The 26967-nt window shown below is 53.4% G+C and carries 18 protein-coding genes; 15 read left to right on the plus strand and 3 right to left on the minus strand.

The annotated features are described in order from the left end of the window. Positions 1 to 10 precede the first annotated feature (10 nt). From IMCC3135_RS02190 to IMCC3135_RS02215, 6 genes are read left to right on the plus strand one after another with little or no spacing between them, the layout of a single operon-like run. Positions 11 to 1405: a PelD GGDEF domain-containing protein gene (locus IMCC3135_RS02190; protein ID WP_088916093.1), complete on the plus strand. Its 1395-nt coding sequence runs from the start codon at positions 11 to 13 to the stop codon at positions 1403 to 1405. After that, complete coding sequence (locus IMCC3135_RS02195; RefSeq protein ID WP_088916094.1) at positions 1395 to 2399, plus strand: hypothetical protein; 1005 nt, start codon at positions 1395 to 1397, stop codon at positions 2397 to 2399. Before IMCC3135_RS02190 ends, IMCC3135_RS02195 begins: the two co-directional genes overlap by 11 nt. Further along, positions 2396 to 4024: a GT4 family glycosyltransferase PelF gene (gene pelF, locus IMCC3135_RS02200; protein ID WP_088916095.1), complete on the plus strand. Its 1629-nt coding sequence runs from the start codon at positions 2396 to 2398 to the stop codon at positions 4022 to 4024. Before IMCC3135_RS02195 ends, pelF begins: the two co-directional genes overlap by 4 nt. 3 nt (positions 4025 to 4027) lie before the next feature. Further along, positions 4028 to 5431, plus strand: coding sequence for an exopolysaccharide Pel transporter PelG (pelG, locus tag IMCC3135_RS02205; protein WP_088916096.1), 1404 nt, complete (start codon positions 4028 to 4030; stop codon positions 5429 to 5431). Continuing rightward, the gene (locus IMCC3135_RS02210) at positions 5431 to 8739 is read left to right on the plus strand and encodes an endo alpha-1,4 polygalactosaminidase (protein WP_088916097.1); all 3309 of its coding nucleotides are present in this window, start codon (positions 5431 to 5433) and stop codon (positions 8737 to 8739) included. Before pelG ends, IMCC3135_RS02210 begins: the two co-directional genes overlap by 1 nt. After that, positions 8714 to 12676 (plus strand): tetratricopeptide repeat protein, encoded by a 3963-nt coding sequence (locus IMCC3135_RS02215; RefSeq protein ID WP_088916098.1) that lies wholly within the window; start codon positions 8714 to 8716, stop codon positions 12674 to 12676. The genes IMCC3135_RS02210 and IMCC3135_RS02215 overlap by 26 nt, the downstream gene beginning before the upstream one ends. Positions 12677 to 12723: 47 nt before the next feature. Here IMCC3135_RS02215 and IMCC3135_RS02220 read toward each other — a convergent pair whose 3' ends face one another. Continuing rightward, entirely contained in the window at positions 12724 to 12960 is a 237-nt protein-coding gene (locus tag IMCC3135_RS02220) for an Lrp/AsnC ligand binding domain-containing protein (RefSeq protein WP_088916099.1), read from the minus strand. Between the two features lie 36 nt (positions 12961 to 12996). Beyond that, positions 12997 to 14484, minus strand: coding sequence for a glycerol kinase GlpK (gene glpK / locus IMCC3135_RS02225; RefSeq protein ID WP_088916100.1), 1488 nt, complete (start codon positions 14482 to 14484; stop codon positions 12997 to 12999). Between the two features lie 153 nt (positions 14485 to 14637). Here glpK and IMCC3135_RS02230 point away from each other — a divergent pair, with 153 nt between their 5' ends. The 9 genes from IMCC3135_RS02230 (at position 14638) to gloA (ending at position 23968) form a co-directional block, all read left to right on the plus strand. Then, positions 14638 to 15456 (plus strand): DeoR/GlpR family DNA-binding transcription regulator, encoded by an 819-nt coding sequence (locus IMCC3135_RS02230; RefSeq protein WP_088916101.1) that lies wholly within the window; start codon positions 14638 to 14640, stop codon positions 15454 to 15456. Positions 15457 to 15546: 90 nt separating this feature from the next. Then, a complete protein-coding gene (locus IMCC3135_RS02235) occupies positions 15547 to 16656 on the plus strand; it encodes an ABC transporter ATP-binding protein (RefSeq protein WP_088916102.1) in 1110 nt (369 codons plus the stop codon). A gap of 12 nt (positions 16657 to 16668) precedes the next feature. Then, positions 16669 to 17754: an ABC transporter ATP-binding protein gene (locus tag IMCC3135_RS02240; protein WP_088916103.1), complete on the plus strand. Its 1086-nt coding sequence runs from the start codon at positions 16669 to 16671 to the stop codon at positions 17752 to 17754. Then, positions 17754 to 18641: a carbohydrate ABC transporter permease gene (locus IMCC3135_RS02245; RefSeq protein ID WP_088916104.1), complete on the plus strand. Its 888-nt coding sequence runs from the start codon at positions 17754 to 17756 to the stop codon at positions 18639 to 18641. The genes IMCC3135_RS02240 and IMCC3135_RS02245 overlap by 1 nt, the downstream gene beginning before the upstream one ends. A gap of 1 nt (position 18642) precedes the next feature. After that, positions 18643 to 19509, plus strand: a complete 867-nt coding sequence (locus IMCC3135_RS02250; protein WP_236994729.1) for a carbohydrate ABC transporter permease — start codon at positions 18643 to 18645, stop codon at positions 19507 to 19509. 2 nt (positions 19510 to 19511) lie between these two features. Beyond that, a complete protein-coding gene (locus IMCC3135_RS02255) occupies positions 19512 to 19922 on the plus strand; it encodes a DUF2160 domain-containing protein (protein ID WP_236994730.1) in 411 nt (136 codons plus the stop codon). Between the two features lie 75 nt (positions 19923 to 19997). Continuing rightward, positions 19998 to 21713, plus strand: a complete 1716-nt coding sequence (locus IMCC3135_RS02260) for an ABC transporter substrate-binding protein (RefSeq protein ID WP_205737871.1) — start codon at positions 19998 to 20000, stop codon at positions 21711 to 21713. Positions 21714 to 21923: 210 nt separating this feature from the next. Continuing rightward, positions 21924 to 23453: a glycerol-3-phosphate dehydrogenase gene (glpD, locus tag IMCC3135_RS02265; protein ID WP_088916105.1), complete on the plus strand. Its 1530-nt coding sequence runs from the start codon at positions 21924 to 21926 to the stop codon at positions 23451 to 23453. A 59-nt stretch (positions 23454 to 23512) separates the two neighbouring features. Continuing rightward, complete coding sequence (gene gloA / locus IMCC3135_RS02270) at positions 23513 to 23968, plus strand: lactoylglutathione lyase (RefSeq protein ID WP_088916106.1); 456 nt, start codon at positions 23513 to 23515, stop codon at positions 23966 to 23968. 58 nt (positions 23969 to 24026) lie between these two features. Here the strand turns inward: gloA and IMCC3135_RS02275 are convergent, their stop codons facing one another. Next, complete coding sequence (locus IMCC3135_RS02275) at positions 24027 to 26705, minus strand: methyl-accepting chemotaxis protein (RefSeq protein WP_169727395.1); 2679 nt, start codon at positions 26703 to 26705, stop codon at positions 24027 to 24029. Positions 26706 to 26967: the final 262 nt, after the last annotated feature.

The raw sequence follows: 26967 nt of genomic DNA on the forward strand, positions 1-26967 counted from the left end.
GGTACCAGTCATGAAGCAGATTCCAGGTAGGATATTGGCGCATTTCAGAATGCCCGGCGGGTCGACCCGTACGCGCATTATCGAGCTGGTCGTATTCGCCTGCTTGTTGCCGCTGGGTGGGCTGATGATGTTCGCAGAGGATCCCACTGGATTGCAGGCGGGCTTCCCCTGGGTAATGGCAGGCGCGCTGTTGTTTGCGGCTCGTTATGGCAGCCTTTGGGGCGTTGCTTGTGCAGTGATGACAGGTGTGTTCATTAATTTACCGATGTTCGCAGGCGCTCAGACAGGTACGCAGCTGGTGACTCTGTCGCTGGGTACTCTGGTCATGAGTCTGGTTGTGGGGGATGCGGCCTCAGCCTGGCGCAAACGCAGCAGGCAGTCGGAGGCAGAGAATCAATACTTGCGCCACAGACTTAAGGAATTCAGTACTGATTACCACGTGTTGAAAGTGTCTCATGGTCAGTTGGAAGAGCATATGGCAGGGCAACGCTTGAGTTTGCGTGAGGCACTGCAGCGACTCAAACCTGTGTTGTCTTCAGGAGACGATGGTTTGCAGGCAGGCAGCGAATTGATGGCGGTGTTTTCGCAGTTCTGTTCTATTCAGGTAGCAGGACTGTATGCGATGACCAGTGATAATCGTATTGACCCGAGACCTGTGGCTATTCATGGCGACATGTTTGATCTGCCAGTATTTGATCCGATTCTGCGAACTGCGATCAAAGCGCATGAACTGGTCAGTATCAAGCTGGAATCACTGGATGAAAAACATCACGAAAACAGCTTGCTGGCGGTTGTGCCTCTGGTTGATACAAACGGGCGTATGCATGGTGTGCTGGCTATCAAGGACATGCACTTCATGGCGTTTCAGCAGCAGAATCTGAATATTCTGGCGTTGTTGGGAAACTATGTCGGCGACATGCTGACTCGCTCCAAGGGCACGGCTACCTCTCGTACCGATTGGTTCATGGCCGAGCTGGATATCGCACTCCGATTTGCTCAATCTCATAATACGGAGTCGGTACTGATGTCGTTCAAGTTTGGTACTGAGGCTTCATCCATCGAGGTCGCCAGCTATGTCAGTACTTCGATCCGTAGTCTGGATGCATCCTGGATGACGGTTGCTGAAGATGGGTCGACCGTGCTGTGTCTGCTCATGCCATTGATGAATAGAGAGCAGGGGGATGCCTTTCTGGCGCGTATCGATAATGCCGTCAAGGAGAATTTCAAGGTCTCGTTTGACAGTCTCATCCAGGGCAGGCAGATCAAGTGCATTCAACAACACGATGATCGTTCACTGTGTATGGAGTTTCTGGGCAAGCATATCGGAATGGCGACGCTTGAGGCCGAGATGACACCTTCGAAAAACGCTAGTGACCTTCAGGGGAAACACTCTGATGTTGCCTAGAGCGAGTTGGCGGGCGGGACTCTTGTTATCGGCACTGGGGCAAGCCCTGCTGCTGGTTGATCTGGTGTCGGCTCGTCAGTGGATGCCATCCAATCTGTCATGGCTGATGCTGCATATGCTGCTGAGTCTGTCTGCCACGTTCTGTGTCGGCAAACTACTGCGAACGACAACGCAGGCGCGCAGTTTTCATGCATTGCTGTTTGCCATCATTCTGCTGATGCCGGTAGTCGGCGCTGTGGGTGGTGCTGCCGCCTTCTATCTGGGTGAGCGTTATTCACGGCTACGAAAACGAGAGCCGGACTATTGGAATATTACCCGTCGCGCCGAGCTGCCTTTTACCACTCCTGTCGGGCGCAAGGCAACGACCGTTGATGGTCGTGGTTTTGAAGAGCATCTGATGTACTCGGATAATGAGGAGGATCTTTACCGCAAGGTGCTTTCGGCGGGGAGCATTCAGGCTTCCTTGTCGGTCTCCACATTCAAGCAGGCCATGCGACACAAGGATGAGCGCATTCGCCTTACAGCCTACAAGATGCTGGATCGTAAGGTCAGTGAGCTGAATCGACAGATCCAGCAACTCGAAGCACAGGTTGCCGAGGCTGAAGGGCGAGAAATGTCCAATGCCTGGTTGCAGATTGCAAGCAACTACTGGGAGCTGTTGACGCTGGAGAAAGGTGAGCCGATTGCCCGTCAGCAATTGCTGGACAAAGCCGGCAAGGCTGCCATTCAGGCTGTTGCCGCATTGCCCATTAATCGTAATGCGCATTTTGTGTTGGGCAGAGTCTCATTGCTACAAGGTGACACCCGGCGTGCCAACATTGCATTCAAACGTGCGCGGGCATTGGGCATGCCAGCTGACAAGGTAACGCCCTATCTGGCAGAGACAGCTTTCATGCTTCATGACTTCAAGCAAGTGCGTGTACTTCTGCAGCAACTTGACCCGGCTATCAGAGCCTATCCACCGTTGTCTCATGTGGCGGAGTACTGGGCATGAATAGCTCGCCACATTATCACCCCGAAGCGCGGGCGGATGTCTGCCTGTTGCTGGAAGGCACATTCCCTTATGTACGTGGCGGTGTATCTACCTGGGTGAAGCAGATGATTGAGGGCATGCCTCATTTGAGCTTCTCCATCATCTACCTGGGAGCCGAGGCCGCTTCTCAGGGAGAGCCTGCCTATGAGTTGCCGGATAATGTCGTGCATCTGGAAACGCACTGGTTACTGGAATCTGCCATACCGGAGCCAGTGGATAGCGGGGTGATTTCCAGGGTTCGAGGTTGGGCAAGAAAATCAGGTGACAAGTTACGTAGTCGTCAACGCTTTATCGACAACAATGTCCTGCACTCGCAGCTGCGAGCGGCAGCCTCAGCTCCTCGAGGTCACACCTTGCGCAGTAACGTGGCTGCGCGTTTTACCGAGCTGCTGGTAGGGCCGGATGCGATTACAGAAGAGGAATTGCAGCAGGATAAAGATGCCTGGGAGACCATTCGAGAGAAGTACAACGATGCGCCGCCGGGTCTGGATTTCAATCATTTTTTCTGGTCTGTCAGAAGTATGCACGGGCCTTTGTTCACTTTGGCAAAGATTGTCAGTGATGCTCCAGAGGCGGCACTGTATCACTCAGTGTCTACCGGCTATGCAGGCTTTCTTGGGGCCATGTTGAAGAATGCCACCGGTAAGCCGTTCATTATTTCAGAGCATGGTATCTATACAAAGGAGAGAGAGCTTGACCTGGCGCAGGTGGAGTGGATACCGCAGGAGCTGGATCCGTTCAAGGTGGGTCTGAATGACAATATGAGTTATCTGCGTAGCGTATGGATCAGATTCTTCGCATCTCTGGGGCGCATGTCCTACGGGGCTGCAGATCAGGTTTTTACGCTATATGACGGTAACCGTCAGCGTCAGTTGCTGGATGGGGCGGATGATGTTCGCCTGTCAATTATTCCCAATGGTGTGAACGTGCAGCGATTCAGAACGGTGAGACGCTCCGAGCAGGCTGAAGTGCCGCCTGTACTGGCACTGATTGGTCGGGTGGTGCCCATCAAGGATATCAAGAACTTCATCAGAGCCATGCGCATCATTCGCTCGCGTATGCCAGAGGCGGAAGGCTGGTTGTTCGGTCCGGAGGATGAAGACGAGGACTACACCCGTGAATGCAAGATGTTGGTGGAGAGCCTGGGGCTGTCCCATGTCGTCAAGTTTCAGGGTTTTGGCAAACCCGATGAAATTTTCCCGCAGGTCGGTCTATCCATATTGACGTCGGTCTCGGAAGGTCAGCCACTGGTTGTGCTGGAAGGCTTTGCTGCCGGTATTCCCGCTGTGACGACTGATGTGGGTAGTTGCAGCGAGCTGATCTACGGCGTTGATGAGGAGGATCGCAAGCTGGGCGTGGCTGGAGCGGTGGTTCCCATCGCAGACCCGGCAGCGTTTGCCGACGCTGCCATTGCTCTGCTGTCCGATCGTGAAGCGTGGCTGCAGGCCAGTCGATCGGCCATTGCCCGAGTTGAATGCTACTACGATGAAGTGGACATGATTTCGCGCTATCAGACGGTCTATGAAAACCAGATCAACGGATCGCAGGGTGATCCGGTGGTTTCCAAACCCCCAAAGGCGGCTTGAATCATGGCAGGAATCGGCTTCGAACTACGCAAGTATCTGAATGATGATTCGTTTACAGGCACACTGAAAGCCTACGGCTTTGCCGGCCTGATCAGTGCCGGACCGTGGGTGCTGTCTATTGTCGGTGTCATGCTGATCGGAATTGTGGCTTTGACGCAACCGGTCATTGGTGAAGGTGGAGGTGCCGGTGTCAAACAGTTCACCACTTCGGTCACCTGGGTCATGGGGGCGTCGCTGGTATTGACTGGTTTGTTGCAGCTTGTCTTTACCCGCTTCGTTGCCGATCGCCTGTACGAGTTGCAGGACGACATTATCAATGCCAATCTGTTTGGCGCCATGGCGCTGACAACTCTGGTCAGCGGTGGTGCAGGGCTGGTGCTCGGATTTACGCTGTTTACTCAATCTTTTGCCTATGAGTTTCTGATGCTGGCCAATTTTGTCACGCTCAGTAATATATGGATTGTCGTTATTTTTGTCGCCGGACTCAAACGATTCAAACTGATTCTCTATGCATTCGGTGTGGGCTATGGCTCAACCATTATTCTGTCGATACTGCTGCTGCCCTTCGGTCTGATTGGATTGTTGGCAGGTTTGCTGATGGGGCATGCCATTTTGCTGCTGATGATGGTAGGCGTGGTGCTACCGGAATATCCAGTGATATTCAAAGTGCGTTTTGATTTTTTGCAGCGACAGCTTATTTTTCCCAGCCTGATTGCCATCGGCTTTTTCTACAATCTGGGAATCTGGGTGGACAAGCTATTGTTCTGGCTCAATCCAGGGACTTCAGAAGCCATGATCGGGCCACTGCGCACATCCCTGATCTACGATCTTCCCATCTTTCTGGCCTACCTCAGCATCATTCCGGGTATGGCGGTTTTTCTGCTGCGCATCGAAACAGATTTTGCTGAGGCCTACGAAGGATTCTTTGATGCCGTCAGAGGCAATGCGACGTTGCAGGAAATCGAGATGCTGGGCAATCATATGGTCAGCGCAGTGCGCGAAGGACTGTTTCAGATTGTTCGTGTGCAGGGTGCAACCATTCTGGTGTTGTATCTGCTGGGGCCGACCATCATCAACTGGCTGGGTATCTCAGAGCAATACGTGCATCTGTATTACATAGACCTGGTAGGTGTAGGCGCCCAGGTTTTGATGCTGGCTGTGCTTAACGTGCTTTTCTATCTGGACAAGTTGCGTGATGCCTTGATACTGACGGCAACCTTGCTGGTCTCCAATGCGGTTCTGACCTGGATAACATTACAGCTCGGGCCCCAGTACTATGGATACGGATTTGGCTTGTCCATGACAGTGACCGCTTTTATTGGAATCATTTTACTTTCACGGGAAATGGATAACATCGAGTTCAAGACATTCATGCGTTCGCGACCTTCACTGGAGGCTGCATCGTGATGCGCTTGAATCGCGGCTTAGTGCACCGTTTGCTGATAATCGGTATCTTGCTGTTTGTCAGCGGGTGTCAGAGTTTATCTCATACTCAAGAGTCCTCATTCTCTTTGAATGACTCCTGGCAGCTTTCAGCGCTGCAAAATCGTAGTAACAGCGTCACTGCTGCTGAATCTGCTGATGCGATTCTGGCGATGCATTTGCGCAAGCGCGGTGTTGATTTTGCTCAGCTGTCGTCAGATACCGGCTATGTGGTGGAAGGGGCGGTGTCTCGTTGGCACTATGCCGGTGGTACCAGTGCCAGGCCTGTGGCTCAGCTCCAGCTGGATGTTCGTGATGCGTTGACGGGGGATGTGGTCTGGTCAGATTCCGCCTCTGATACGGGTCGACGAGGTCAGAGTCTCACCGCCTTGGCAGACGAGCTGATACAGACGCTGGTTGAGGGTATTCCCTTGAATGCCGGCAAGGCTGCATCTGCCTTGCCTGTGGGGATGGTCGCGGAAGCCTCTTCTGCGAAGGCCAGTGATGTTCCTTTGATTGGCGGTATGGCGCTTAAAGTTCAGGCCTCCTCGCTTAATACCAAGGGCATGGCAAACGGGGAACCGTTGGAAGGTCGCAGCGTCGCTTTCTACTATGGTGCGCAACCACCGGTGGACATACTGTCGCAGTATGATCGCCTTGTTCTCGAGCCTGATAATATCAAGCCTGCCGATCTACGTGCCATGAGTGCACGCGGGGCACGTGCCTACGCCTATCTGAGTGTGGGTGAGGTGGGGCCGACACGTGCTTATGCCCGTGATATGGAGCCTGCCTGGATACTGGGCAAGAACCCGGCTTGGGACAGCAATGTGCTTGATCTGGCGAACCCCTCTCTGCGGAAATTTCTGGTCAAGCGCGCCGGACAGTTGCAGTCAGATGGTTATGGTGGATTGTTTCTGGATACGATGGATAGCTTCAATCTGATTGCAGATACAGACGCTGAACGAGAGCGTCAGCAAGCAGGTCTGGTGAGTCTGATTGCAGAGTTTGCAAAAAATTTTCCAGAAATGAAAATCATCACGAATAGGGGCTTTGAAGTGATGGACGATATAGCCGCTCATATTGAAGCGGTGGCCGCTGAGTCGTTGTATGCCAGCTGGAATAATGCAACACAGCAGTACACCAGCGTGCCACCGGGTGATCGTGAGTGGTTGCTGTCGAAACTGAATCATGCGCGTGATGATCTGGATCTGGATGTCATTGCTATTGACTATCTGCCACCAGCACAGCGTGACAAGGCACGCACGGTTGCTGCACGTATTGCCGAACACGGGTTTATTCCCTGGGTGGCTAATCCGGAGCTGGACTATATCGGCATTGGTGCGTTGGAAGTGCTGCCGCGCAAAGTGCTGATGATCTTTGATAGCACCAAGGATGGGCCGCTGGAAGAGAGCCCGGTGCACAAGTTCGTCGCCACGCCAGTGGAGTACATGGGGTATGTCCCTGAATATCTGGATGTGGGGCGAGAGCCCTGGCCGGCAGGTGAGCTGAAGGGGCGCTATGCGGGGATTGTCACGTGGGCAAGTCGTCAGTTCAAGGATCTGGCAGCCAGGCCATGGTTACAGAAGCAACTGGATGACAAGGTACCCATGGCTTTCATGGTGATGCCACCGGTGCCGATGGACAGCCGCATGAGTGAGTCGCTGGGCATCAGTGTCGTTCAGGGGCTGGATGTGGATAGCGCACAGCTGGCCTACCGTGATGAATTCATTGCACCGGAGCGCAGCATGGGGCAGCGGATTGACTCGTTTGGGTTGATGTCCGAAAGTATTGCTGCCAGCAATACCACTCATATGAGTTATGCAGACAAGAACGGCAAACGTGCCGATATCGTCGTCACCGGTGAATTTGGTGGCTTTGCCTGGCAGCCGGGTTTGGTTGAGGATGGTCTGGACTATGAAACCTACTGGGTGGTGGATCCGTTCAAATTCCTGCGCGCGGCGCTGAAGCTTCCCAATGCTCCCATGCCGGATGTCACCACTGAAAGTGGCAAACGCTTGTGGATGGCACATATCGATGGTGATGCCTTGCCATCGTGGGCCGAGTTGCCCGGTGGTCGCCTGGGTGCCGAGATGATCTACCGCGATATCCTGACAAAGTATCCATTGCCGCATACGGTCTCGGTAGTCGAGGGCGAGATGACTGAGTTTGATGCCTACGATGATCGTCGCCAGAGGATGTTCGATATCGCACGCAAGACCTTCAGGCTGGATCATGTTGAGCTGGCATCCCATACCTATAGCCATCCTTTCAAGTGGGCCAAACTGAGCGAATACCGTAAATCCGGTAAATACAACCTGCCGATAGAAGGTTATGAATATACGTCGGAACGCGATATCGGTGGCTCGATTGATTTCATTAATCGCGAGCTGGCACCGCCCGGGAAAAAGCTTGAAGTCATGCTGTGGAGCGGCGATGCCTTGCCCTTGGCCAGTGATCTGGAGGTGTTGGAAAAACGCGATGTGCCTAATCTGAATGGAGGGCTGACCTATATCACCAACGCCCGCAATACGATGACGCTGGTCAGTCCGATGGCGCGCCCTGTGGGTAAATACCTGCAAGTTTATGCGCCAATCATGAATGAGAATATGTATACCAATGATTGGTTGGGACCATTCGATGGATTTAAACGAGCGATTGAAACATTCACTCTGACGGAGACTCCGCGACGATTGAAACCGTTGAATATCTATTATCACTTCTATTCAGGTACCAAAATTGCGGCTATCAAAGCATTGGAAGCGGTTTATGACTGGTCCACTGCTCAGGATATCTATCCTATCCATGTCAGTGACTATTCGCGCAAGGTGCCGGATTTTCGTAATGCAGGGGTGGCTCGCTATCTGGATGGACGCTGGAAGCTCAGTGGTCTGGGTGAGGTGCGTTCCATCCGCATGTTGGGCAAGGGAATGTGGCCTGAGCTTCAGGGAAGTGCAGGGCTTGCCGGAGCACGACAACTGCACGATGGTGTCTATGTTCATACCAATGGTGCGAGCCAGGTCAGTTTTTCTCTGAGTGACAAGCCGCCAAAGGCTGTGCATCTGGTATCCAGTAATGGACGTGTACTGCGTTGGGATGAGCGCGGTGAGGCTCTGACACTGCGAATAAGTGCCGAAATGCCGGTGGTGGTCGAGCTGGGTGGAGGCATCAGTCGTAGCTGCGCTCTGCGAGTAGGCAAGCAATCAATTAGCGGACAGGCATCATCGAATAATACGGTGGTTTTCTCGTTTACAACAAGGGATACAGGTGATGCAATCCTCAACTGCCCAGCGTGAACGATTAGTCAGTCCGCTGAGTCTGGCTTTGATGGCAGGCTTGTTCGGACTGGCTTTCTTCGTACTCAAGCCAGATACAGTGCCGGGGCTGGATGTCTTTGGCAAGGCCGATGGCGTAGCCGGCAACGGTACGGATATCGATGAACTGACGCTGGCCTATTTACGAGCCCAGAGTGAATCTGGAAGAGTGAGCGAGAGCGAAATGCTCAGTGTGGTTGCACGACTGGTCAAGGTAGGGCGGTTGCAAGAGGCGCAAGAACTGCTGGCGCAGAATCCAAAGATTGACGTTGGCGAAGTGCTACGATTTGAAATTGATCTTGCCAGTGCTGCCGCCGATTCACCTGTCAGTCTTTCTACGGCCTTGAACAAGCTGATTGAGTCGCCGTACCTGCATCAGACAACGCTGCTCAACAGGGGTGTTCTGCTAAGCAAGACTTTGCAGCAACCGCGCTTGAGCGCAAGTCTTTATGCGCTGTGGGCGGCTCAGACGGAACTCAGTGCTACGGGTGTGTCACGGTATATGGAGTGTTCACGCTATTTGAATGGTCTGGGTGAACGCACATTGGCGCTTGCTTGCCTGCAGCAGGCAAAAAAGATCGCTCAGAAGGGCGGTGATACTGTGCGGGTCAATCTGGCAATGCTGCCTTTGATTGATGCGGGCAGTGCACAGCAGAACAAGTTGACCGATGAGTTGCTCGACTTGGATGATCTGAGTACAACGCAAATTGAAAACGCAGCTCAGGTCTTGTTGCAGAATGGACGACCGGATGTCTCCTATCGTCTGTATGCCAGGCTTGCCATCAAGGAGCCTGACAAGGTCGCCGAATGGCTACCGCTGGCAGCCCGGTGGGCGCAGGCGGCAGGCAAACCTGCTGATGCAGCTGTCTTTCTTGATGCGCTGGCTAATGAGACAGGACTGGGTAAACCGGCCCCTGAAGAACGGCAGCGTTTACAGAAAGAAGTGGAGTCACTGTTGCTGGCGGCAGGGCGTACAAAGGATGTATATGCTCGCACGCAAGCACGTCTGCGAAAACTGCCGCAGGACGAAGCGGCTTTGCGAGAGGGTGTGATCATTGCCCGGCAATTAGGAGAATATTCGCAAGCTCTGTATTGGAATACACAGGTATTGTCGTTCAGCCCGAAGGATATGGAAGCGATGCGCTTGCAGCGCGAGCTGGCTCAGGCTGCCAGCAAGCTGCCATTAGCCTTGAGTTGGGCTGAGAAAGTGGTTCAGCAGCAGACCGCTTCGTTGGATGATCGGGAAAAGCTTGCGCGCATCAGTGAGTGGAGTGGCAAGCCGGATGAGGCATTGGAGCATTGGCAGTGGTTAGCGCAACCCGCCAGCAAGAAGACGCTGGATAATCGCATTAGAGCACTGCGTGAAGTGGTGCGCCTGGCCGAGTTGACCCTGCGTCCGGCTCAGGCTGCTAAAGCGTTGCGAGAAATCACGTTGTACGAAGAGCCGGGAAATGACGATATTGTCCGACTGGTTTCCTTATATGAGCTGGATGGCCGGCCCGAGGCTGCCTCGGTTGCGCTACAGGATATCATCGCGTTGTATGGCCCTCAGCCCTTTGTGCTGCGTACGTTGGCCTCAAATGAATTTCATCATAGTCGCTATGAGCAGAGTCTGGCTAGCTGGGAACTCTTTGCAGATAGTTTTGGCAGTAATACCGAATCTACGCTGGCACGTATGGAGCTGCTCTGGCAACTGGATCGCAAGGATGAAGCTGCCAATGTGGCCGAGTTGCTCAAAGGGCGTTCGCAGTTGTCCGGCGCGAATGATTATCAGCTTCGCCTGATGGCAGAAATTGGCTGGCAATATCGCAAGCCCTGGTTGACCATGTTGGTGAAGCCACGACTGAATGCGCTGAATGAAGTTGGCCAACGATCCTATTATGGTCGTCGTTCGGTTGAACTGTTGCAAGAACAGGGCGAAGACAAAGAAGCCTTGATTGAAGCAATGCAACTGTGGGGCAGCACTGGCAATGATGACTTTGCATTCATGGCCATGCAGTTGGCTGTCAAACTGGATGACAGGTCGGCGCAGGCGCGCTTCAGTCCTGAGCAGGAAGGTACAAAGTCGTTACAGGAGAGTGCATTCTATTGGGCGCAAGTGGGCGCCGATCGATTGCGAGAAGGTGACCAGCAAGGGGCAACAGAGGCTTATGAGCGAGCATTGAGGCTGGATGAAGCGCATGTGGAATCCATCTCCGGGCTGATCTGGATGGCCATTGGTGATCAGGATGATTCGCGCACCCATTTTCTGCTCAATAAATATCAGGGCATGGCGGCAGAAACACCGGCTCTGTGGCAGGCCATGGCTCTGGGATATCTGCAGATGGGAGCTGCTGCTTCAAGCTTGCCGTGGTTTGATCGGATGCTGGATCAGATCAGTGCCGACTATGGCATGCTGCTGACCTACGCCGATGCACTGGAATATGCAGGGCGTAGTGCCAGTGCTTTCAAGGTTCGTCAATATACGCTGCAACAACTCAGACCGCTGCTGGTCGAGGGCTCAGTGAATGAACAGGCCTTGCTGCTACGACAGTACAGTCGCTTGTCAGTTCGCTATGCAGGAGTCGAGTCCAATGAACAGTTGTTCAACCATCTGCTGAAAACCGATGCGCAAGAATCGCCTTCGGGGCAGGATGATCTATGGCGTCAGGACATGGCCATTTCCTGGTTGATGTCAACGCAACAGTTTGAACATGCAAGGCTGATCATGGCGCAGATACACCATCGCCGTTTGCAGGCACCTGCCTGGCAGCAAGTTGCTCTGGCATTGAAAGATGATGACGAGGCTGCGCTGAGCAGTCTGGTACAGGCGAAAGGGCCATTGTCCGTGGGTAATCATATTCTCGCCTTGCGTCAGTTGGGTAATGATCGGGATGCTTATGCCTTGGTGCAGAAAGTCATGAGCCCGGGTGCACCACTGGCAGGTTCAAATCTTGATGATCTACAGCTGGCCCAGGAGCAGTACGTGTCACTGCGTGATGCGCGACCAGGTTTTGTTGCCGCTTTTGCAGGCCTGCGCAATTCGGGCAAGCTTAATATACGAGAAACCGGTGTTCGTATCAGGCACACATTCTCCGATAGCAATCTGGGGATGTCTCTGGATCTGACCAAGCGTCAACTGGATTCAGATCGGTATGACATTGAAGAGCGGGACGAGCTGTCTGATGTTGCTCTGTCCCTGTTTTTTGGAACTGCGCGACAGGGCGGGCGTTTGACGACCGGATATCTGGACGCCGAGGATGGAGATCTGTTTTATGGCAGTGCCAGTTATGCCAGGCGCCTGGCCAACAAACGCAGCAGGATTTCTACTGAGCTTGCCTATAACGAGGAGGTCAGCTTGTCGCCAGAGCTTCTGATCGGGGCCAGGCAGCATCGATTCACGATTGGCTACGATGCGGACATCGGGCATCTGGAATTTATCCGGGTGCAGGCAGATGCAACCGAGATCAATACACGGGTTGAGCAGAACAAGGTAGCACGTGGGTTAGGCGGTAGCGTGGAACTGGGTGTGCGTGGCAGTTTTGGTAGTAATGCCTGGTCCACCAGTGTCAGAGCGGCTCATGCTGAGCGAGATCGTGAGCAGCGCTTGCCGGCAGAGCTGCGTTTTTCGCGAGGCAGTACCATGGATGATGTGTTAGCGGCGCAGGCACAAAGCGTGTCGATTGGCGCCTCTTTGTCACGTGGTGGAATCAATGCAGACTTTCCGCAGGTGAGTTCTCCTCGCTATTATCTGAGTGCCAACCTGGGCCACAACTGGCCAGATCGGGTTATCGGATTTCAGATGGGGGCCGGAGCAGGAATTCGAGTGCTGGGAGGCGATGAGCTGAGTTTCTCGGTATCGCATGATACTCAGCCTACGGTCACTAATTCTGGTGATGCGACAGCTGTGGGTATCAGCTATCGCTATCACTTTCAGTAAGGGTATTCAGTAAATGCTCTCAGTCAGGGCATTCACTGCAATAGCATTCAGAATGCGCGGAACGTGACTAGTGTTTCGGTATCCCGGATGCCTTCGACCTTATGGATATTTTCATTGACGAAATGACCGACATCGACTTCGTCTTCAAGGTACAGCTTGACCAGCAAGTCGAATGAGCCAGCTGTCGAGTGAATTTCGGAAGCAATTTCGAGTTCGGCAAGCTGGTTGGCGACGGTATAGGATTCGCCAAGTTGACATTTGATTCGAACAAAGTAGGCGCGCATAGGTGATCGGCTCTGGCGTTTAGGGGAGAAGGTGGGTTAGTAATTGCTACGAGTACGACGCACCGCATCGGCCCATCCGGCCGTAACGCGTTTACGCAGCTCATCGTCCATGGTCGGGGTGAACTCATGTTCCTGCTGCCAGTTGGCCGTTAGCTCATCCAGCGAACCATACATACCTGTTTGCAAGCCTGCCAGATAGGCAGCACCCAGCGCCGTGGTCTCGGTTTGTCTGGGTCGTTCAATGGCGATGTCCAGCACGTTGGCCAGGTATTGAGTCAGCCAGTCATTCTTGACCATGCCGCCATCAACTCGTACCGTATTAATACTGGCGCCATCCTTGCGCATGGCATTCAACAGGTCCATGGTCTGATAACAGACGGCTTCGAGTGCGGCTCGGGTCACGACCGCAGGTCCGGAATCACGTGTCAGTCCGAACAGGGCACCACGCGCCTCGGCATCCCAGTGAGGCGCACCCAGTCCGGTAAATGCCGGTACCAGGTAGACACCCTGATTGTCCTCCAGGCTCATCGCCATGCTCTGGGTTTCCTCGGCCGACTGGATGATGCCGAGTCCATCGCGCAGCCACTGCACAGCCGCTCCAGCAACGAAAATGGAGCCTTCAATGGCGTAGGTTGTTACCCCATCGAGACGGTAGGCAATGGTTGTCAGCAATCTGTGCGTGGAGGGGATGGCTTCGGTGCCGGTGTTGAGCATCATGAAGCAACCCGTGCCGTACGTGCTCTTGACCATGCCGGGCTGAAAGCAGACTTGCCCGATCGAGGCTGCGTGCTGGTCACCAGCCACGCCGGCAACAGGCAGTTCTTCACCGAGCACCGATTTGTCTGTGGTGCAGAAGTTGGCTGCTGAATCATGCACTTCTGGCAACAAAGAGCGCGGTACATCAAGCAGTGCACAAAGCTCGTCATCCCAGCTATTTGTATGGATATTGAACAGTAGCGTGCGGCCCGCATTGGTTGCATCTGTGGCATGCACGCGACCATTGGTCAGACGCCACATCAGAAAACTGTCGATGGTGCCAAAGGCCAGCTCGCCCTTGTCGGCCCGCGCCCTTGCGCCCTCAACGTTGTCCAGAATCCAGGCAATCTTGGTACCCGAGAAATACGGATCCAGTAACAGGCCGGTTTTGCTGGCTACCTTGTCGGAATGGCCTTGTTGCTGCAGGTCCCGGCAACGCTCAGCGGTGCGCCTGTCTTGCCAGACAATGGCATTGTAGATGGGCTTGCCCGTATGACGATCCCAGATCAGTGTGGTTTCACGCTGATTGGTGATGCCGATGGTTGCCACTTTGCGATTGGCCGCGCGAGCTGTTGCCAGGGCCTCCTGGCAGACCGTAAGGGTCGTTTTCCAGATTTCCTCCGGATCGTGCTCAACCCAGCCGGATTGCGGGTAGAACTGCGTAAATTCACGCTGGGCAACGGCGAAGGTGCTGCTGTTCTTTTCAAACAGCATGGCCCGCGAGCTGGTGGTTCCCTGGTCGATGCTCAAAAGCAGAGGCGTGGTCATGGTAACTCCCGGTTGTTATGTCACGCATTGTACGGGTGCGCGACTGGTGACGATGCCGCGCATCCGGCTGGAAAGAGAAAAATAATCAGAACGTGCGGCAAAGTTTCGTTTAAGGTTTCGTTTTGCGTTCATCTGATCAAAACGAAACCCAAAATGTCTGAAAATCGTCGCCAGTCTATTCTCGATATTGCCCGGCAAGTAGGTCTGGTAACGGTAGACGAATTGCTCACGCGCTTCAATGTGACTCCGCAAACGATCAGGAAAGATCTTAATCGCTTGTGCGATGAACGTCTGCTGACGCGCACACATGGGGGCGCCAGGTTGGCATCCAGCGTCGAAAACATGAGTTACGAAGCCCGTCGTATGCTGGCTAGTGATCAGAAGCAGGCCATCGGACGAGCCGTCGCAGCCATCATCCCGGACAACGCTTCGCTGTTCGTCAATATAGGCACGACCACCGAGGCGGTGGCTCAGGCATTGTTGCAGCACCGCCATTTGCTGGTGATTACCAACAACATCAATGTGGCTTCTGCAATGCGTCCCTACTCGGATAACAAGGTAATTATTGCTTCGGGAGAAGTTCGTTCCAGTGATGGTGGGGTGATAGGCGAGTCTGCGGTGGACTTCATCAAGCAGTTCAAAGTGGACTTCGCGGTGATCGGGGCCTCGGCGATTGATTCGGACGGCGCCCTGCTCGATTACGACTATCGTGAGGTCAAGGTATCGCAGGCCATCCTGTCAAACGCTCGTCATGTCATTCTGGTTGCAGATAGTACAAAGCATGAGCGCTCGGCACCGATTCGCATCGGGCATATATCGCAGGCCCATTCGTTCGTCACCGATCACTGCCCGGATGCAGCCTTCAGGGCGCTGCTGAGCAGTTTCGATGTACGCACGATCGAAACCGATCTGGAGCCGACAAGCGGTTCGCACACACCTGGCGGTCGCCGCGGAACGTCGGGTTTCGATTGACTTTCGATTTGTAGAGCATTAGTGTCGTTACGGAACGGAGGACGTGACGAATCCTCATCGTTTCCAATCCATCGCCCTCATGAAATAAACATGCTCGAACTTGATAGAGTCAGCAAGCAAGTAGGCGCCAGCCTCCACATCACCGACGTCAGTCTGGTACTGGAGAAGGGGTCGCTGAACGTGCTTCTGGGACCCACCTTGTCGGGCAAAACCAGCCTCATGAGACTGATGGCCGGGCTCGATCGGCCGACCTCAGGTCGAGTGCTCGTCGATGGCAAATCGGTAACGGGCTTGTCGGTTCGCAAGCGTAACGTGGCGATGGTCTATCAGCAATTCATCAACTACCCGGCCATGACCGTGTACGAGAACATTGCCTCCCCGTTACGTCTGCAGGGTGCGAGCAAAGAGGTCATAGAAACCAAGGTGCGTGAAGCGGCCGAGTTGCTGAAACTGACCGAATTTCTTGATCGTACGCCGTTGAATCTTTCCGGTGGGCAGCAACAGAGGACAGCGCTGGCGCGCGCTCTGGTCAAGGGCGCTGATCTGGTGTTGCTGGATGAGCCGCTTGCCAACCTGGATTACAAGTTACGCGAAGAGCTGCGGGTGGAATTGCCCAGATTGTTTGCAGAAACCGGTGCTGTGCTTGTCTATGCAACCACCGAGCCTCATGAGGCACTGTTGCTAGGCGGCAAGACCGTCACTTTGCATGAAGGTACGGTTACCCAGTTTGGAACCACCATCGATGTCTACAACCGGCCCGTGGATCTGCAGACGGCTCAGACGTTCTCGGATCCGCCATTGAACACGATCGGTGTGAGTGCTCGAGATGGCAAGCTGTATTCGGGTGAGCATGCACTGGGTGACACGGCTGCACAAAGCTCTGCAGCGGCTCTGACGGATGGCAGTTATACGCTGGCGTTTCGTCCGCATCACATTTCGTTGAGCCAGTCGCAGCATCACACCGTGCCCGTCAATGCCATTGTCGGAACCAGTGAAATCACCGGTTCTGAAACCTATATCCATGTCAGTGTCGAGATGGGCGGCGAGAAAGTTCATTGGGTTGTGCTGACACATGGGGTACACCGGGTCAGCAAGGGTGATGCGCTCACGGTATATCTGGATCCGTCACGTTATTACCTCTTTGCCGGCAGCGATGGTTCGCTCAGCCGAGCGCCGTCACTCACCACCAGGGCTGCGTAGCAAGGAGATCCCATGGCACAGATTACTCTCGACAAACTGGCACATTCCTACCTTGCCAATCCTAAAAGCGACGCGGATTTTGCGCTCAAACAGATTGACTATGTCTGGGAGGATGGCGGCGCTTATGCGTTGCTCGGTCCATCAGGTTGTGGCAAGACGACGTTGCTCAATATCATTTCAGGACTGCTGATTCCGTCCAGTGGTCACGTTCGTTTTGATACCACGGACGTCACAGAGCTCAGCCCAGAGGCGCGCAATATCGCCCAGGTATTTCAGTTTCCAGTCATTTACGACACGATGACTGTTGAAGAGAATCTGGCATTTCCGCTGGTAAATCGTGGTGTCGACAAGAGCGAGATAGGCAAGCGCGTCAAGGATATGCTGGAAACGCTGGAGCTGAGCGACAAGGCCAAGCGTCGTGCGCAGGGACTCACCGCCGATGAAAAGCAGAAGATATCACTGGGGCGGGGTCTGGTTCGCTACGACGTCAACGCCATCCTGTTTGATGAGCCGCTGACAGTTATCGATCCGCACATGAAGTGGCAGTTGCGTACCAAGCTGAAAGAGCTGCATGAACAGTTCAATCACACCATGATCTATGTGACTCACGATCAGACTGAAGCGCTGACCTTCGCCGATAAGGTTGTCGTCATGTATGAAGGCGAAGTGGTGCAGATTGGTACGCCTGAAGAGTTGTTCGATGAGCCTGCGCATACCTTCGTCGGCTACTTCATCGGTTCACCGGGCATGAATATCATGCCAGGCCAAGTGCAAGGTAATAGTGTGCGGGTGGCTGATCACAGCTTTACTCTGAATCGTGAATACCCGGCTTTGTCCGGCGTCACCGAGATCGGCATTCGACCGGAGTTTATTCGCATTGTCGATCGAGCCAATGCAGGTGCTGATGGCATAACCATGCAGGTCAATGCGGTAGAAAACATTGGCCGGCATCAGATCGTGCGAGGTCTGGTCAATGGCGTCACCATCGATGCGGTGGTCGAGGAGGGTGTTGCGATACCCACTGATGCCTATGCCGTATTCGATACCAACCGTATGAACGTGTACCAGGATTCACATCTTGTGCGAGCAAAGATCTGATGGATAACAAACCTTTCAACAACAAGGCCTGGTTTTTTGTACTGCCAGTCTTCATTCTGGTCGCTATCAGCGCGATCATTCCCTTGATGACGGTGGTGAACTATTCCTTTCAGGACACCTTTGGCAGTAACAAGTTTTTCTGGGTTGGAACCGAGTGGTATACAGAGGTACTCAACTCCAGCCGCTTCCATGATGCACTGATCAGGAATCTGATTTTCTCTGGCATCATTCTGGCCATCGAGATACCGCTGGGTATCGCCATTGCGCTGTCAATGCCACGCAAAGGCATCTGGGTGCCGGTCTGTCTGATTCTCATGGCCTTGCCATTACTGATTCCCTGGAATGTGGTGGGCACGATCTGGCAAGTGTTCGGGCGTGCCGATATCGGCTTGATGGGGCGTGCGCTTGCGGAGCTTGGCGTCGACTATAACTATGCAACCAACTGGCTGGACGCCTGGGTCACCATCATCATCATGGATGTCTGGCACTGGACCAGTCTGGTGGTACTGCTTTGTTACTCCGGATTGGTGGCCATCCCTGAAGCCTACTATCAGGCCGCTCGTATCGATGGTGCGTCCAAGTGGAAGGTGTTTCGTTATATACAACTGCCCAAGATGCAGCGCGTCTTGCTGATTGCCGTTTTGCTGCGATTCATGGACAGCTTCATGATCTACACAGAACCCTTCGTTCTGACTGGTGGTGGTCCGGGCAACTCGACGACCTTCCTGTCTATCGATCTGGTGAAGATGGCCATTGGCCAGTTTGACCTGGGACCGGCCGCGGCGATGTCCATCATCTATTTTCTCATCATCCTCCTGATGTCGTGGGTGTTCTACACGCTGATGAGCAACTTCGGCGTGGATGCGCCACAAAAGGAGGTGGACTGATATGTCCGGTTCATCCATGAACAGTATTTCCCTTGAGAATGTACGGGCGCCGATCAAGCCGGGTGGCAGTAGCCGTAACCGCTGGATTGTGCCCACGCTCTATATCTTCTTCCTGTTGCTGCCGATCTACTGGCTGGTCAACATGAGTTTCAAGACCAATCAGGAAATCCTGACTGTGTTCACGCTCTGGCCGCAAAATCCGACCCTGAGCAACTACATGGTGATCTTCAATGATCCGTCCTGGTACAAGGGCTATATCAACTCCATGACCTACGTCGGCATGAACATGGTCATCTCGGTGAGCGTGGCTTTGCCTGCAGCGTATGCATTCAGTCGTTATCGCTTTCTGGGCGACAAGCATATGTTCTTCTGGTTGCTGACCAACCGTATGGCGCCGCCTGCCGTTTTTGCTCTACCGTTCTTTCAGTTGTATTCAGCGTTCGGATTGTTCGATACACACTTTGCCGTGGCCCTGGCTCACTGCCTGTTCAACGTACCGTTGGCGGTCTGGATACTGGAAGGCTTCATGTCCGGTGTGCCGCGTGAGATCGATGAAACTGCTTATATTGATGGCTATTCGTTTCCACGATTCTTCGTCAAGATCTTCATGCCACTGATTGCATCGGGTATTGGCGTTGCCGCCTTCTTCTGTTTCATGTTCTCGTGGGTGGAGTTGCTACTGGCACGAACTCTGACGGCAACCGAAGCCAAACCGATTACCGCCATCATGACGCGGACGGTCTCGGCATCGGGGCTGGACTGGGGAGTGCTGGCAGCCGCCGGTGTGCTGACCATCATTCCTGGTGCCCTGGTTATCTATTTTGTGCGTAACTACATCGCGAAGGGTTTCGCGTTGGGACGGGTCTGATCATGAGTACAACCGAGTCAAACAGCGAGCCGGCACGCGCATCCGCCGCATTGCGTGGCATGGGAATGTTCGTGTTTCTGATCTTGCTGGTGGCGGGCGCAGCCGCTCTGTGGTTTCAGAGCGAGAACGGCCCCAACCTGGCCTGGATGGCCTGGACCAATCCGACAGCCATCTTCTTCATTACCATTCTTTGTCTGTTGCTGGGCATGTGTATCTGGGAAGCATTCAGTCCCGGTGGCGGTCCACGTATGGGCATACTGCGTTTTGAAACCACTCGTGGTGACCGATTGTTTGTGTCACTACTGGGTAGCGGATTCATCCATCTTGCCTGGCTCGGTTTTGTGGGGCCAGAGTTGTGGAAAGCATTGGTGATATCAGTCGTCTACGCCTTGTTGGTGTTCCGGCTGGTATGACCATCGTTAGTAGTAAATTGTCAGCAGTAAATTGTTAGTAGCATTACGCATCACCAATCCATAAGGAGGAGAACAATGCGTCAATTCAGGCAGGCCGGAACTGCATTAGCAGTGGCCATGTTCCTGGGAAGCACCCATGTCGCGCAAGCGGATATGGCGGCTGCCGAGGAATTTCTTACAGGTGAAATAGGCGATCTGTCCACGCTTAGCGCGGATGAGCAGAACGCTGAAATGCAGTGGTTTATCGACGCTGCCAAGCCCTTTGCGGGCATGGATATCAAGGTGGTCTCAGAAACCATCGCTACCCATGAGTATGAGTCAAAAGTTCTGGCACCGGCGTTCGCTGCCATCACGGGAATCAATGTCACTCACGATCTGATCGGCGAAGGCGATGTGGTTGAAAAACTGCAGACTCAGATGCAATCAGGTGAGAATATCTATGATGCCTACATCAACGATTCGGATCTGATCGGAACTCACTGGCGCTATCAGCAGGCCCGTAATCTGACAGATTGGATGGCAGGTGAAGGTGCTGATGTGACATCACCGACGCTGGATATCGATGATTTCATCGGCAAGGACTTCACCACAGGTCCTGACGGCAAGTTATATCAACTTCCCGACCAGCAGTTCGCCAACTTGTACTGGTTCCGTTATGACTGGTTCAACGACGAACAGAACAAGGCCGACTTCGAAGAGAAGTACGGCTACGCACTCGGGGTGCCAGTTAACTGGTCTGCCTACGAGGATATTGCCGAATTCTTTACCGGTCGCGAGATCGATGGCCAGAAAGTCTATGGTCATATGGATTACGGCAAGAAGGATCCGTCTCTGGGCTGGCGCTTTACTGATGCGTGGTTGTCCATGGCCGGGAACGGAGACAAGGGCGAGCCTAACGGTCTGCCAGTTGACGAATGGGGTATTCGCGTCAACGAGAACAGTCAGCCAGTGGGTTCTTGTGTGGCTCGAGGTGGAGACACCAACGGTCCTGCAGCAGTCTATTCAATCAACAAGTACATCGAGTGGCTGAACAAGTACGCACCACCTGAAGCGGCTGGCATGGTATTCGGTGAAGCCGGACCCGTACCTGCTCAAGGTGCTGTTGCCCAGCAGATGTTCTGGTATACCGCTTTTACCGCTGATATGGTCAAAGAGGGAATTCCGGTTGTTGATGATGAAGGCAATCCGAAGTGGCGTATGGCTCCCAGCCCGCATGGCGCGTATTGGGAAGAAGGCCAGAAGCTGGGTTATCAGGATGCCGGATCATGGACTCTCATGAAATCCACACCGGTTGATCGTGCCAAGGCGGCCTGGTTGTACGCACAGTTCGTAACTTCCAAGACCGTAGACGTCAAGAAGTCACACGTGGGTCTGACCTTCATTCGTGAAAGTACGATTCAGGATGCAAGCTTTACCGAACGTGCGCCTAAATTGGGCGGACTGGTTGAGTTCTATCGTTCACCGGCTCGAACTCAGTGGTCACCTACCGGCACCAACGTTCCTGATTATCCCAAGCTTGCGCAGTTGTGGTGGCAGAACATCGGTGATGCTTCTTCGGGTGCTAAAACACCTCAGGAAGCCATGGATGCACTGTGTGCAGCTCAGGAAAAAGTCATGGCACGTCTCGAAAGAGCTGGCGTCCAGGGCGATATCGGTCCCAAGCTGAACGAAGAACAGGACCCCGAGTACTGGTTCAGCCAGCCGGGTGCTCCAAAGGCGAAGCTTGAGAACGAGAAGCCTGAGCCTGAGACTATCGACTATGACGAGCTGGTCAAAAGCTGGACTGAGTAATAGTAGATTTTTGAAGCTTGAAGTTTGATCCGGACCGGGCACTGGCGGAGTGATCTGTTAGTGCCCGGTTCGAGTATTCAGATAGTCGTTCTGTTTTTAATCGCTGTTTGAAGTTGTTGTTTGAAGTGCTTGATTGAGATAGTCAGTCAATGTTGGAACCTGAGCTCGCCGGATGGCTCTTATTTGAATGTAGGCAATGCGGGGGCATTGATGAGTATTTTTGATCTGGTCGTTATTGGTGGTGGCGTTAATGGCGCAGGCATCGCAAGAGATGCAGCAGGACGTGGTCTCAAGGTCTTGTTGTGCGAGAAGGATGACTTTGCCCAGCACACCTCATCGTCTAGTAGCAAGCTCATCCATGGTGGCCTTCGATACCTGGAATACTATGACTTCAAGCTTGTCAGGCATGCCCTGAATGAGCGTGAGGTTCTATTAAGAGCGGCACCGCATATCATCTGGCCGCTGCGTTTCATACTTCCACACCACAAGGCCCTGCGTCCGCGCTGGCTGATTCGTATTGGTCTGTTCTTGTATGACAACCTGGGTGGTCGCAAGCTTTTGCCGGCCTCCAACAGTGTCGATCTGACAACACATCTGTCAGGTGCCGCACTGAAAAAAGAATTCAAAAGTGGCTTCGAATACTCTGACTGCTGGGTTCAGGATGCACGCCTGGTGGTACTCAATGTCATGGATGCGCAAGCTCGTGGCTGTGATGTTCGTGTGCGATGCGAATGTACCGACATCATTCGTGATGAGGGGCAGTGGCAGGTCAAGCTGCAGGATCATCTGACCGGCAAGAGTGACACGGTTACGGCCCGCGCTATTGTCAATGCTTCCGGACCATGGGTGGAGAAGACTCTGGATCTGGACGAGGAGCATGAATCACGCTATGGCGTGAGACTGGTCAAGGGCAGTCACGTAGTGGTACCCAAACTGTTTGATCATCCCTATACCTATATTTTCCAGAATGCCGATAACCGCATTCTGTTTGCCATTCCCTATGAAAATGATTTCACCTTGCTGGGCACCACCGATGTAGAGATCGAAGGCGAGCCGGGCACTGAAGTCATCGAGCAAGACGAAATTGACTATATCTGTCGTAATGCCAGTGAGTACTTTGATACGCCGGTCAGTCCTGAACAGGTTGTCTGGACCTACACGGGTGTGCGACCACTGTATGACGATGCGTCCGAGAATGCATCCAAGGTGACGCGTGACTACAAGCTGGACCTGGATACGCGTACCGGTGCGCCGCTGTTGTCAGTCTATGGTGGCAAGATCACCACATTCCGCAAGCTGGCAGAAGAGACGGTCGACATGCTGAAGTCCCCGTTGGGATTCAACGAAGGTGCCTGGACGGCCAGTGAGTCATTGCCTGGTGGTGATATTCCTGACGCGGATTTTGCCGGCTTTCTGGCCCAGTGCCAGGATAAATATGCCTGGATGGATGATGTTGTATTGTTGGATTATGCTCGTAACTATGGCACGTGCATCAGTGTGCTGGTGGGCAAGGCTGGCAATATGCAGCAGCTGGGACATCACTTTGGTGGGCCACTCTATCAGGCTGAAGTGGAGTACCTGATCGCTCATGAGTATGCCCGATCGGCAGCCGACATCCTGTGGCGACGCAGCAAGAAAGGACTGCATACGCCCAAGGGAACTGAAGAGATCTTGCAGCAATGGATCGATCAGCATTATGACTTTGCTACAACTATCGACCAGCTTGCTACAGTGAGCTGAATCGTCAGATAGACTTGGCGCTTGTTCATCTGTCATTACCTCAAAGGATAATAAATACGATGCGATATCTGCATACCATGGTGCGCGTACAGGACATCGACGCTAGCCTGCACTTCTATTGCGAACTGTTGGGGATGAAGGAAACGCGTCGCATAGAAAACGAGAAAGGTCGGTTTACCCTGGTTTTTCTGGCGGCCGACGCTGACGAGGAAGGTTCTGTGGAGACCCAGGCACCGCTACTTGAGCTGACCTATAACTGGCCGGCTGAAGGCGAGAGTGTTGAGAACTACGAGGGCGGCAGAAATTTTGGTCACCTGGCTTACAGGGTCGATGATATCTATGCCCTTTGCAAAAAGCTGCAGGATGGCGGTGTGACCATCAATCGTCCCCCACGTGATGGTCATATGGCTTTTGTTCGATCACCCGATGGTATTTCCCTGGAGTTGCTGCAAGAAGGTGATGCCTTGCCACCAGCAGAGCCTTGGCTCAGCATGGAAAATACCGGAAGCTGGTAGGCCCTGTCGATCTGGATGCAGCTCGTCAGAGTTGCATCAGGGTTGCTTTGAAGCTGGCTTAAGTACGCCTGGGAGTTGTTTCAGGCGTCTCAGCGTGAGACTCGGTCAGTTTGAACTGATCAACCATCTGTTGCATGTTGGTGGCAACTTCACTCAGGCGCATGAGTTCCTGTTTCACAACATTTACTGATTCCTGCGTATTGCGGGTGCCACTGACAAGCTCTGCCAACTGATCGGACATGCCGCTGGAGTTGTTGGCAACAGAGCCTATTGATCGACTGATGTCCTGGGTGGTGGAAGTCTGTTGTGTCATGGCCGATGCGGTGCCCAGCTGCAACTGGTTTATCTGTTGCACGATGGTGTCGATGGCCCGAATGCCGATAGCGGCGCTCTCACTGTCCAGCTGAATGGTATGAATCTGAACACTGATATCCTCGGTCGCCTTGGCCGTCTCCTTGGCCAGCTCCTTGACCTCGTTGGCTACCACCGCAAAGCCTTTACCTGCATCGCCGGCGCGAGCCGCTTCGATCGTGGCATTCAATGCCAGCAGATTTGTCTGCTCTGCAATGGAATTGATGACTTTGATCATATTGCCGATCGTATGACTGGAGCGCGATAACTGCGCAACATTGGAATCTGCAGATTGGGTCAGTGTTACCGCTTCACTCGCCACGGTATTCGAGCGTTGTGTGTTTTTTGCAATCTCATTGATGCTGGCATTCAGCTCTTTGGCAGCGCTGGCAATGGTGTCGACGTGGTCTGAAATCGAGGTGGCACCCGAGGAGACATTGCAGGCTTTGTCAGAGGCCGATAACGCCTCGCTTTCCAGTCTGATATTGACATCGATGACTTTGCTGGTGCTGGTGCTCAGTACCAGAGCATTGGATTTTATACGCGCAATCATGGCGGTGAGCTGCAGCACCGTCGCTTCGGCATCGCGTTGCAGCTGTCCGAAATCACCCTTGAGTTCGGTGCCGTTCGGGATAGTCATGTTGTGACTGAAATCGCCATCAGCCATGCGATTGAACAATTGACCGGCACTTGAGATGACGGTGCCACAGATTTCCAGCATGTCGTTGATACCATCGTAAACGGGAACCAGAAACGTCGGTTTGCCTGTGCCATCAACCCGTTTTGACAAATCACCCACCAACGCTGCCTGTACAACAGCGTGTACATCGTTGCTCAATGCAGACTCGATAGCCGCCTTTTCAGTTCGATCATAAAGCTCGATGACGGTTCCCAGAGGTTCTCCTTGCTCGTCATAAACCGGGTTGAGTGAGAGTCTGACGATGCGATTGCCCAGGGTGCGCTCTGATGTTCTCGATTGGAGTAGGCCATCCGGTGCTACCGCCTGGCTCGGACAGTTCGGGCAGAGGGATTTGATTGGCAAGCCGATCAGGGATGACATGTTGAAGTCGGGTAAGTCGCATGCCAGTTGTTCTTCATACTCTGCGAAATAATTGTATCCAGAGGTATTGCAGTAGACGATCTTGTCCTTGGTATTGGCGAACAGCACGACGCTGGAGATGCTGTCCAGTGCCTGTTTCATCCGGCCATTATGGATAAGTAGTCGACGCTCCTGCGATATACGCAGCTGCAGGTTCTTTTGCATGATGGCCAGGGTCTTGAGCAGCGTGCCAGTCTCATCACCAGAATGAATATCGATCTTGTTGTCAAAGCGATCGTCGGCGATGGCTGCGGCAACCCGGTTGGCTTCACGCAGGGTGCGCAGTATTTCGTATCCCACCTTGAAGGTGAAGAAAACGCCGATCATGACGACCCCCAGAACACTGCCAAGCATAATGCTACGTCTGGTTTTGTCCTGAGATATCCTGGTTTGCAGCGTTGTTTGTAATTGGCTGTTGACCGAACTCTGCAATTTGTATCCCAGTGCGGCTGTCCTGTCCATCTCATCAAAGCTTGCCTGCATGAGAGCTGAATCACTATCAATCAAGGCCAGTTCTGCGTTCTTGAGAGCTGCTGTTGCGGTGGTCAGAAAATTTTGCGTCGACGAGCTCAGAAGTGCATCAAGTGATGGGTTGTATCGGGTGGCAGCATTGATCGCGTTATCAACTTTTTCAAGCATGGCCTCCAGTATTTGCAAGTTGATATGAAGCAGTTGTTGTCTGGATCCGGCTTGTGCCCAATTTTGCTCTGTGTCGGGCGTTGCACTAGCGATACTGCGATATTCATAAAGTCGCGTCAGCAGTGGTGGTAGCTGGATCTGGGTTGCATCCACCAGATAGTAGCTGTCCAGATCGGGGTCTAGAATCAGGTTGGAATTGTCGCTAACTCTGCGCGAATGCTGTTCAAGGGCATGCAGAACCTCATGGTGGACAAGCTCGCGCGCCGAGAGTGCTGTATCGAAGGGTAAGCGCAGAAATTCTTCCACGGATTCGCGCAGGGTGGTGTAGGTCGAATTCAGCTCCGGCAGTGAGTCTAGTTGCTTGTGAACAGCCTCTATGTCGGCCATCTTCTTGCGGATATTGTCCTGACTGCGCTGCAGTTTTCCTGATTGCCTGGTGGCATCTTCGAGCAGGGCAAGGTGGTGCAAGCCCATCAGTTTCTCCAGCTGGTTCAACGGCTGGAGATACTGCGCACCGGCTACTTCCATTTCAGCCAAATAGATGGATCGAGTCAGTACGTTGCCTAGTAGTACAGTTGCAACCGCAGTCGGCACACACAGCAGGGCCATGATCAACACGAACTTGCATCGTAATTTCAGGTATTTCATGGCTCTCAGGTCAGATGAATCACGACGTGCGATACCTGTGCTTATCGGCACGGCTCTACGAAACCGTTCCGTAGACGGTGATGGCTGACGATTGCAGGGTTTCATTTGTAACACTGCCGAGTGCCGGCTCAAAATGACAGGCTGTGCGATTAATTAGCCAATTTGATTACATCGTTGGCGTATGAGCTATAGAATCATGGCGTTAAGTACACCAAAGTCTGGCGAGTCGGGACAATTTGGTCCCAGCCCGTCCTCAGGAGAC

Source organism: Granulosicoccus antarcticus IMCC3135, from assembly GCF_002215215.1.
In the GTDB taxonomy this organism is placed as follows: Bacteria; Pseudomonadota; Gammaproteobacteria; order Granulosicoccales; family Granulosicoccaceae; genus Granulosicoccus; species Granulosicoccus antarcticus.

What these genes read in the sequence shown, in the direction of transcription:
- IMCC3135_RS02190 (WP_088916093.1), top strand. Translation starts at nt 11, where the DNA reads ATGAAGCAGATTCCAGGTAGGATATTGGCGCATTTCAGAATGCCCGGC.
- IMCC3135_RS02195 (WP_088916094.1), top strand. Translation starts at nt 1,395, where the DNA reads ATGTTGCCTAGAGCGAGTTGGCGGGCGGGACTCTTGTTATCGGCACTG.
- pelF (WP_088916095.1), top strand. Translation starts at nt 2,396, where the DNA reads ATGAATAGCTCGCCACATTATCACCCCGAAGCGCGGGCGGATGTCTGC.
- pelG (WP_088916096.1), top strand. Translation starts at nt 4,028, where the DNA reads ATGGCAGGAATCGGCTTCGAACTACGCAAGTATCTGAATGATGATTCG.
- IMCC3135_RS02210 (WP_088916097.1), top strand. Translation starts at nt 5,431, where the DNA reads ATGCGCTTGAATCGCGGCTTAGTGCACCGTTTGCTGATAATCGGTATC.
- IMCC3135_RS02215 (WP_088916098.1), top strand. Translation starts at nt 8,714, where the DNA reads ATGCAATCCTCAACTGCCCAGCGTGAACGATTAGTCAGTCCGCTGAGT.
- IMCC3135_RS02220 (WP_088916099.1), bottom strand. Translation starts at nt 12,960, where the DNA reads ATGCGCGCCTACTTTGTTCGAATCAAATGTCAACTTGGCGAATCCTAT.
- glpK (WP_088916100.1), bottom strand. Translation starts at nt 14,484, where the DNA reads ATGACCACGCCTCTGCTTTTGAGCATCGACCAGGGAACCACCAGCTCG.
- IMCC3135_RS02230 (WP_088916101.1), top strand. Translation starts at nt 14,638, where the DNA reads ATGTCTGAAAATCGTCGCCAGTCTATTCTCGATATTGCCCGGCAAGTA.
- IMCC3135_RS02235 (WP_088916102.1), top strand. Translation starts at nt 15,547, where the DNA reads ATGCTCGAACTTGATAGAGTCAGCAAGCAAGTAGGCGCCAGCCTCCAC.
- IMCC3135_RS02240 (WP_088916103.1), top strand. Translation starts at nt 16,669, where the DNA reads ATGGCACAGATTACTCTCGACAAACTGGCACATTCCTACCTTGCCAAT.
- IMCC3135_RS02245 (WP_088916104.1), top strand. Translation starts at nt 17,754, where the DNA reads ATGGATAACAAACCTTTCAACAACAAGGCCTGGTTTTTTGTACTGCCA.
- IMCC3135_RS02250 (WP_236994729.1), top strand. Translation starts at nt 18,643, where the DNA reads ATGTCCGGTTCATCCATGAACAGTATTTCCCTTGAGAATGTACGGGCG.
- IMCC3135_RS02255 (WP_236994730.1), top strand. Translation starts at nt 19,512, where the DNA reads ATGAGTACAACCGAGTCAAACAGCGAGCCGGCACGCGCATCCGCCGCA.
- IMCC3135_RS02260 (WP_205737871.1), top strand. Translation starts at nt 19,998, where the DNA reads ATGCGTCAATTCAGGCAGGCCGGAACTGCATTAGCAGTGGCCATGTTC.
- glpD (WP_088916105.1), top strand. Translation starts at nt 21,924, where the DNA reads ATGAGTATTTTTGATCTGGTCGTTATTGGTGGTGGCGTTAATGGCGCA.
- gloA (WP_088916106.1), top strand. Translation starts at nt 23,513, where the DNA reads ATGCGATATCTGCATACCATGGTGCGCGTACAGGACATCGACGCTAGC.
- IMCC3135_RS02275 (WP_169727395.1), bottom strand. Translation starts at nt 26,705, where the DNA reads ATGAAATACCTGAAATTACGATGCAAGTTCGTGTTGATCATGGCCCTG.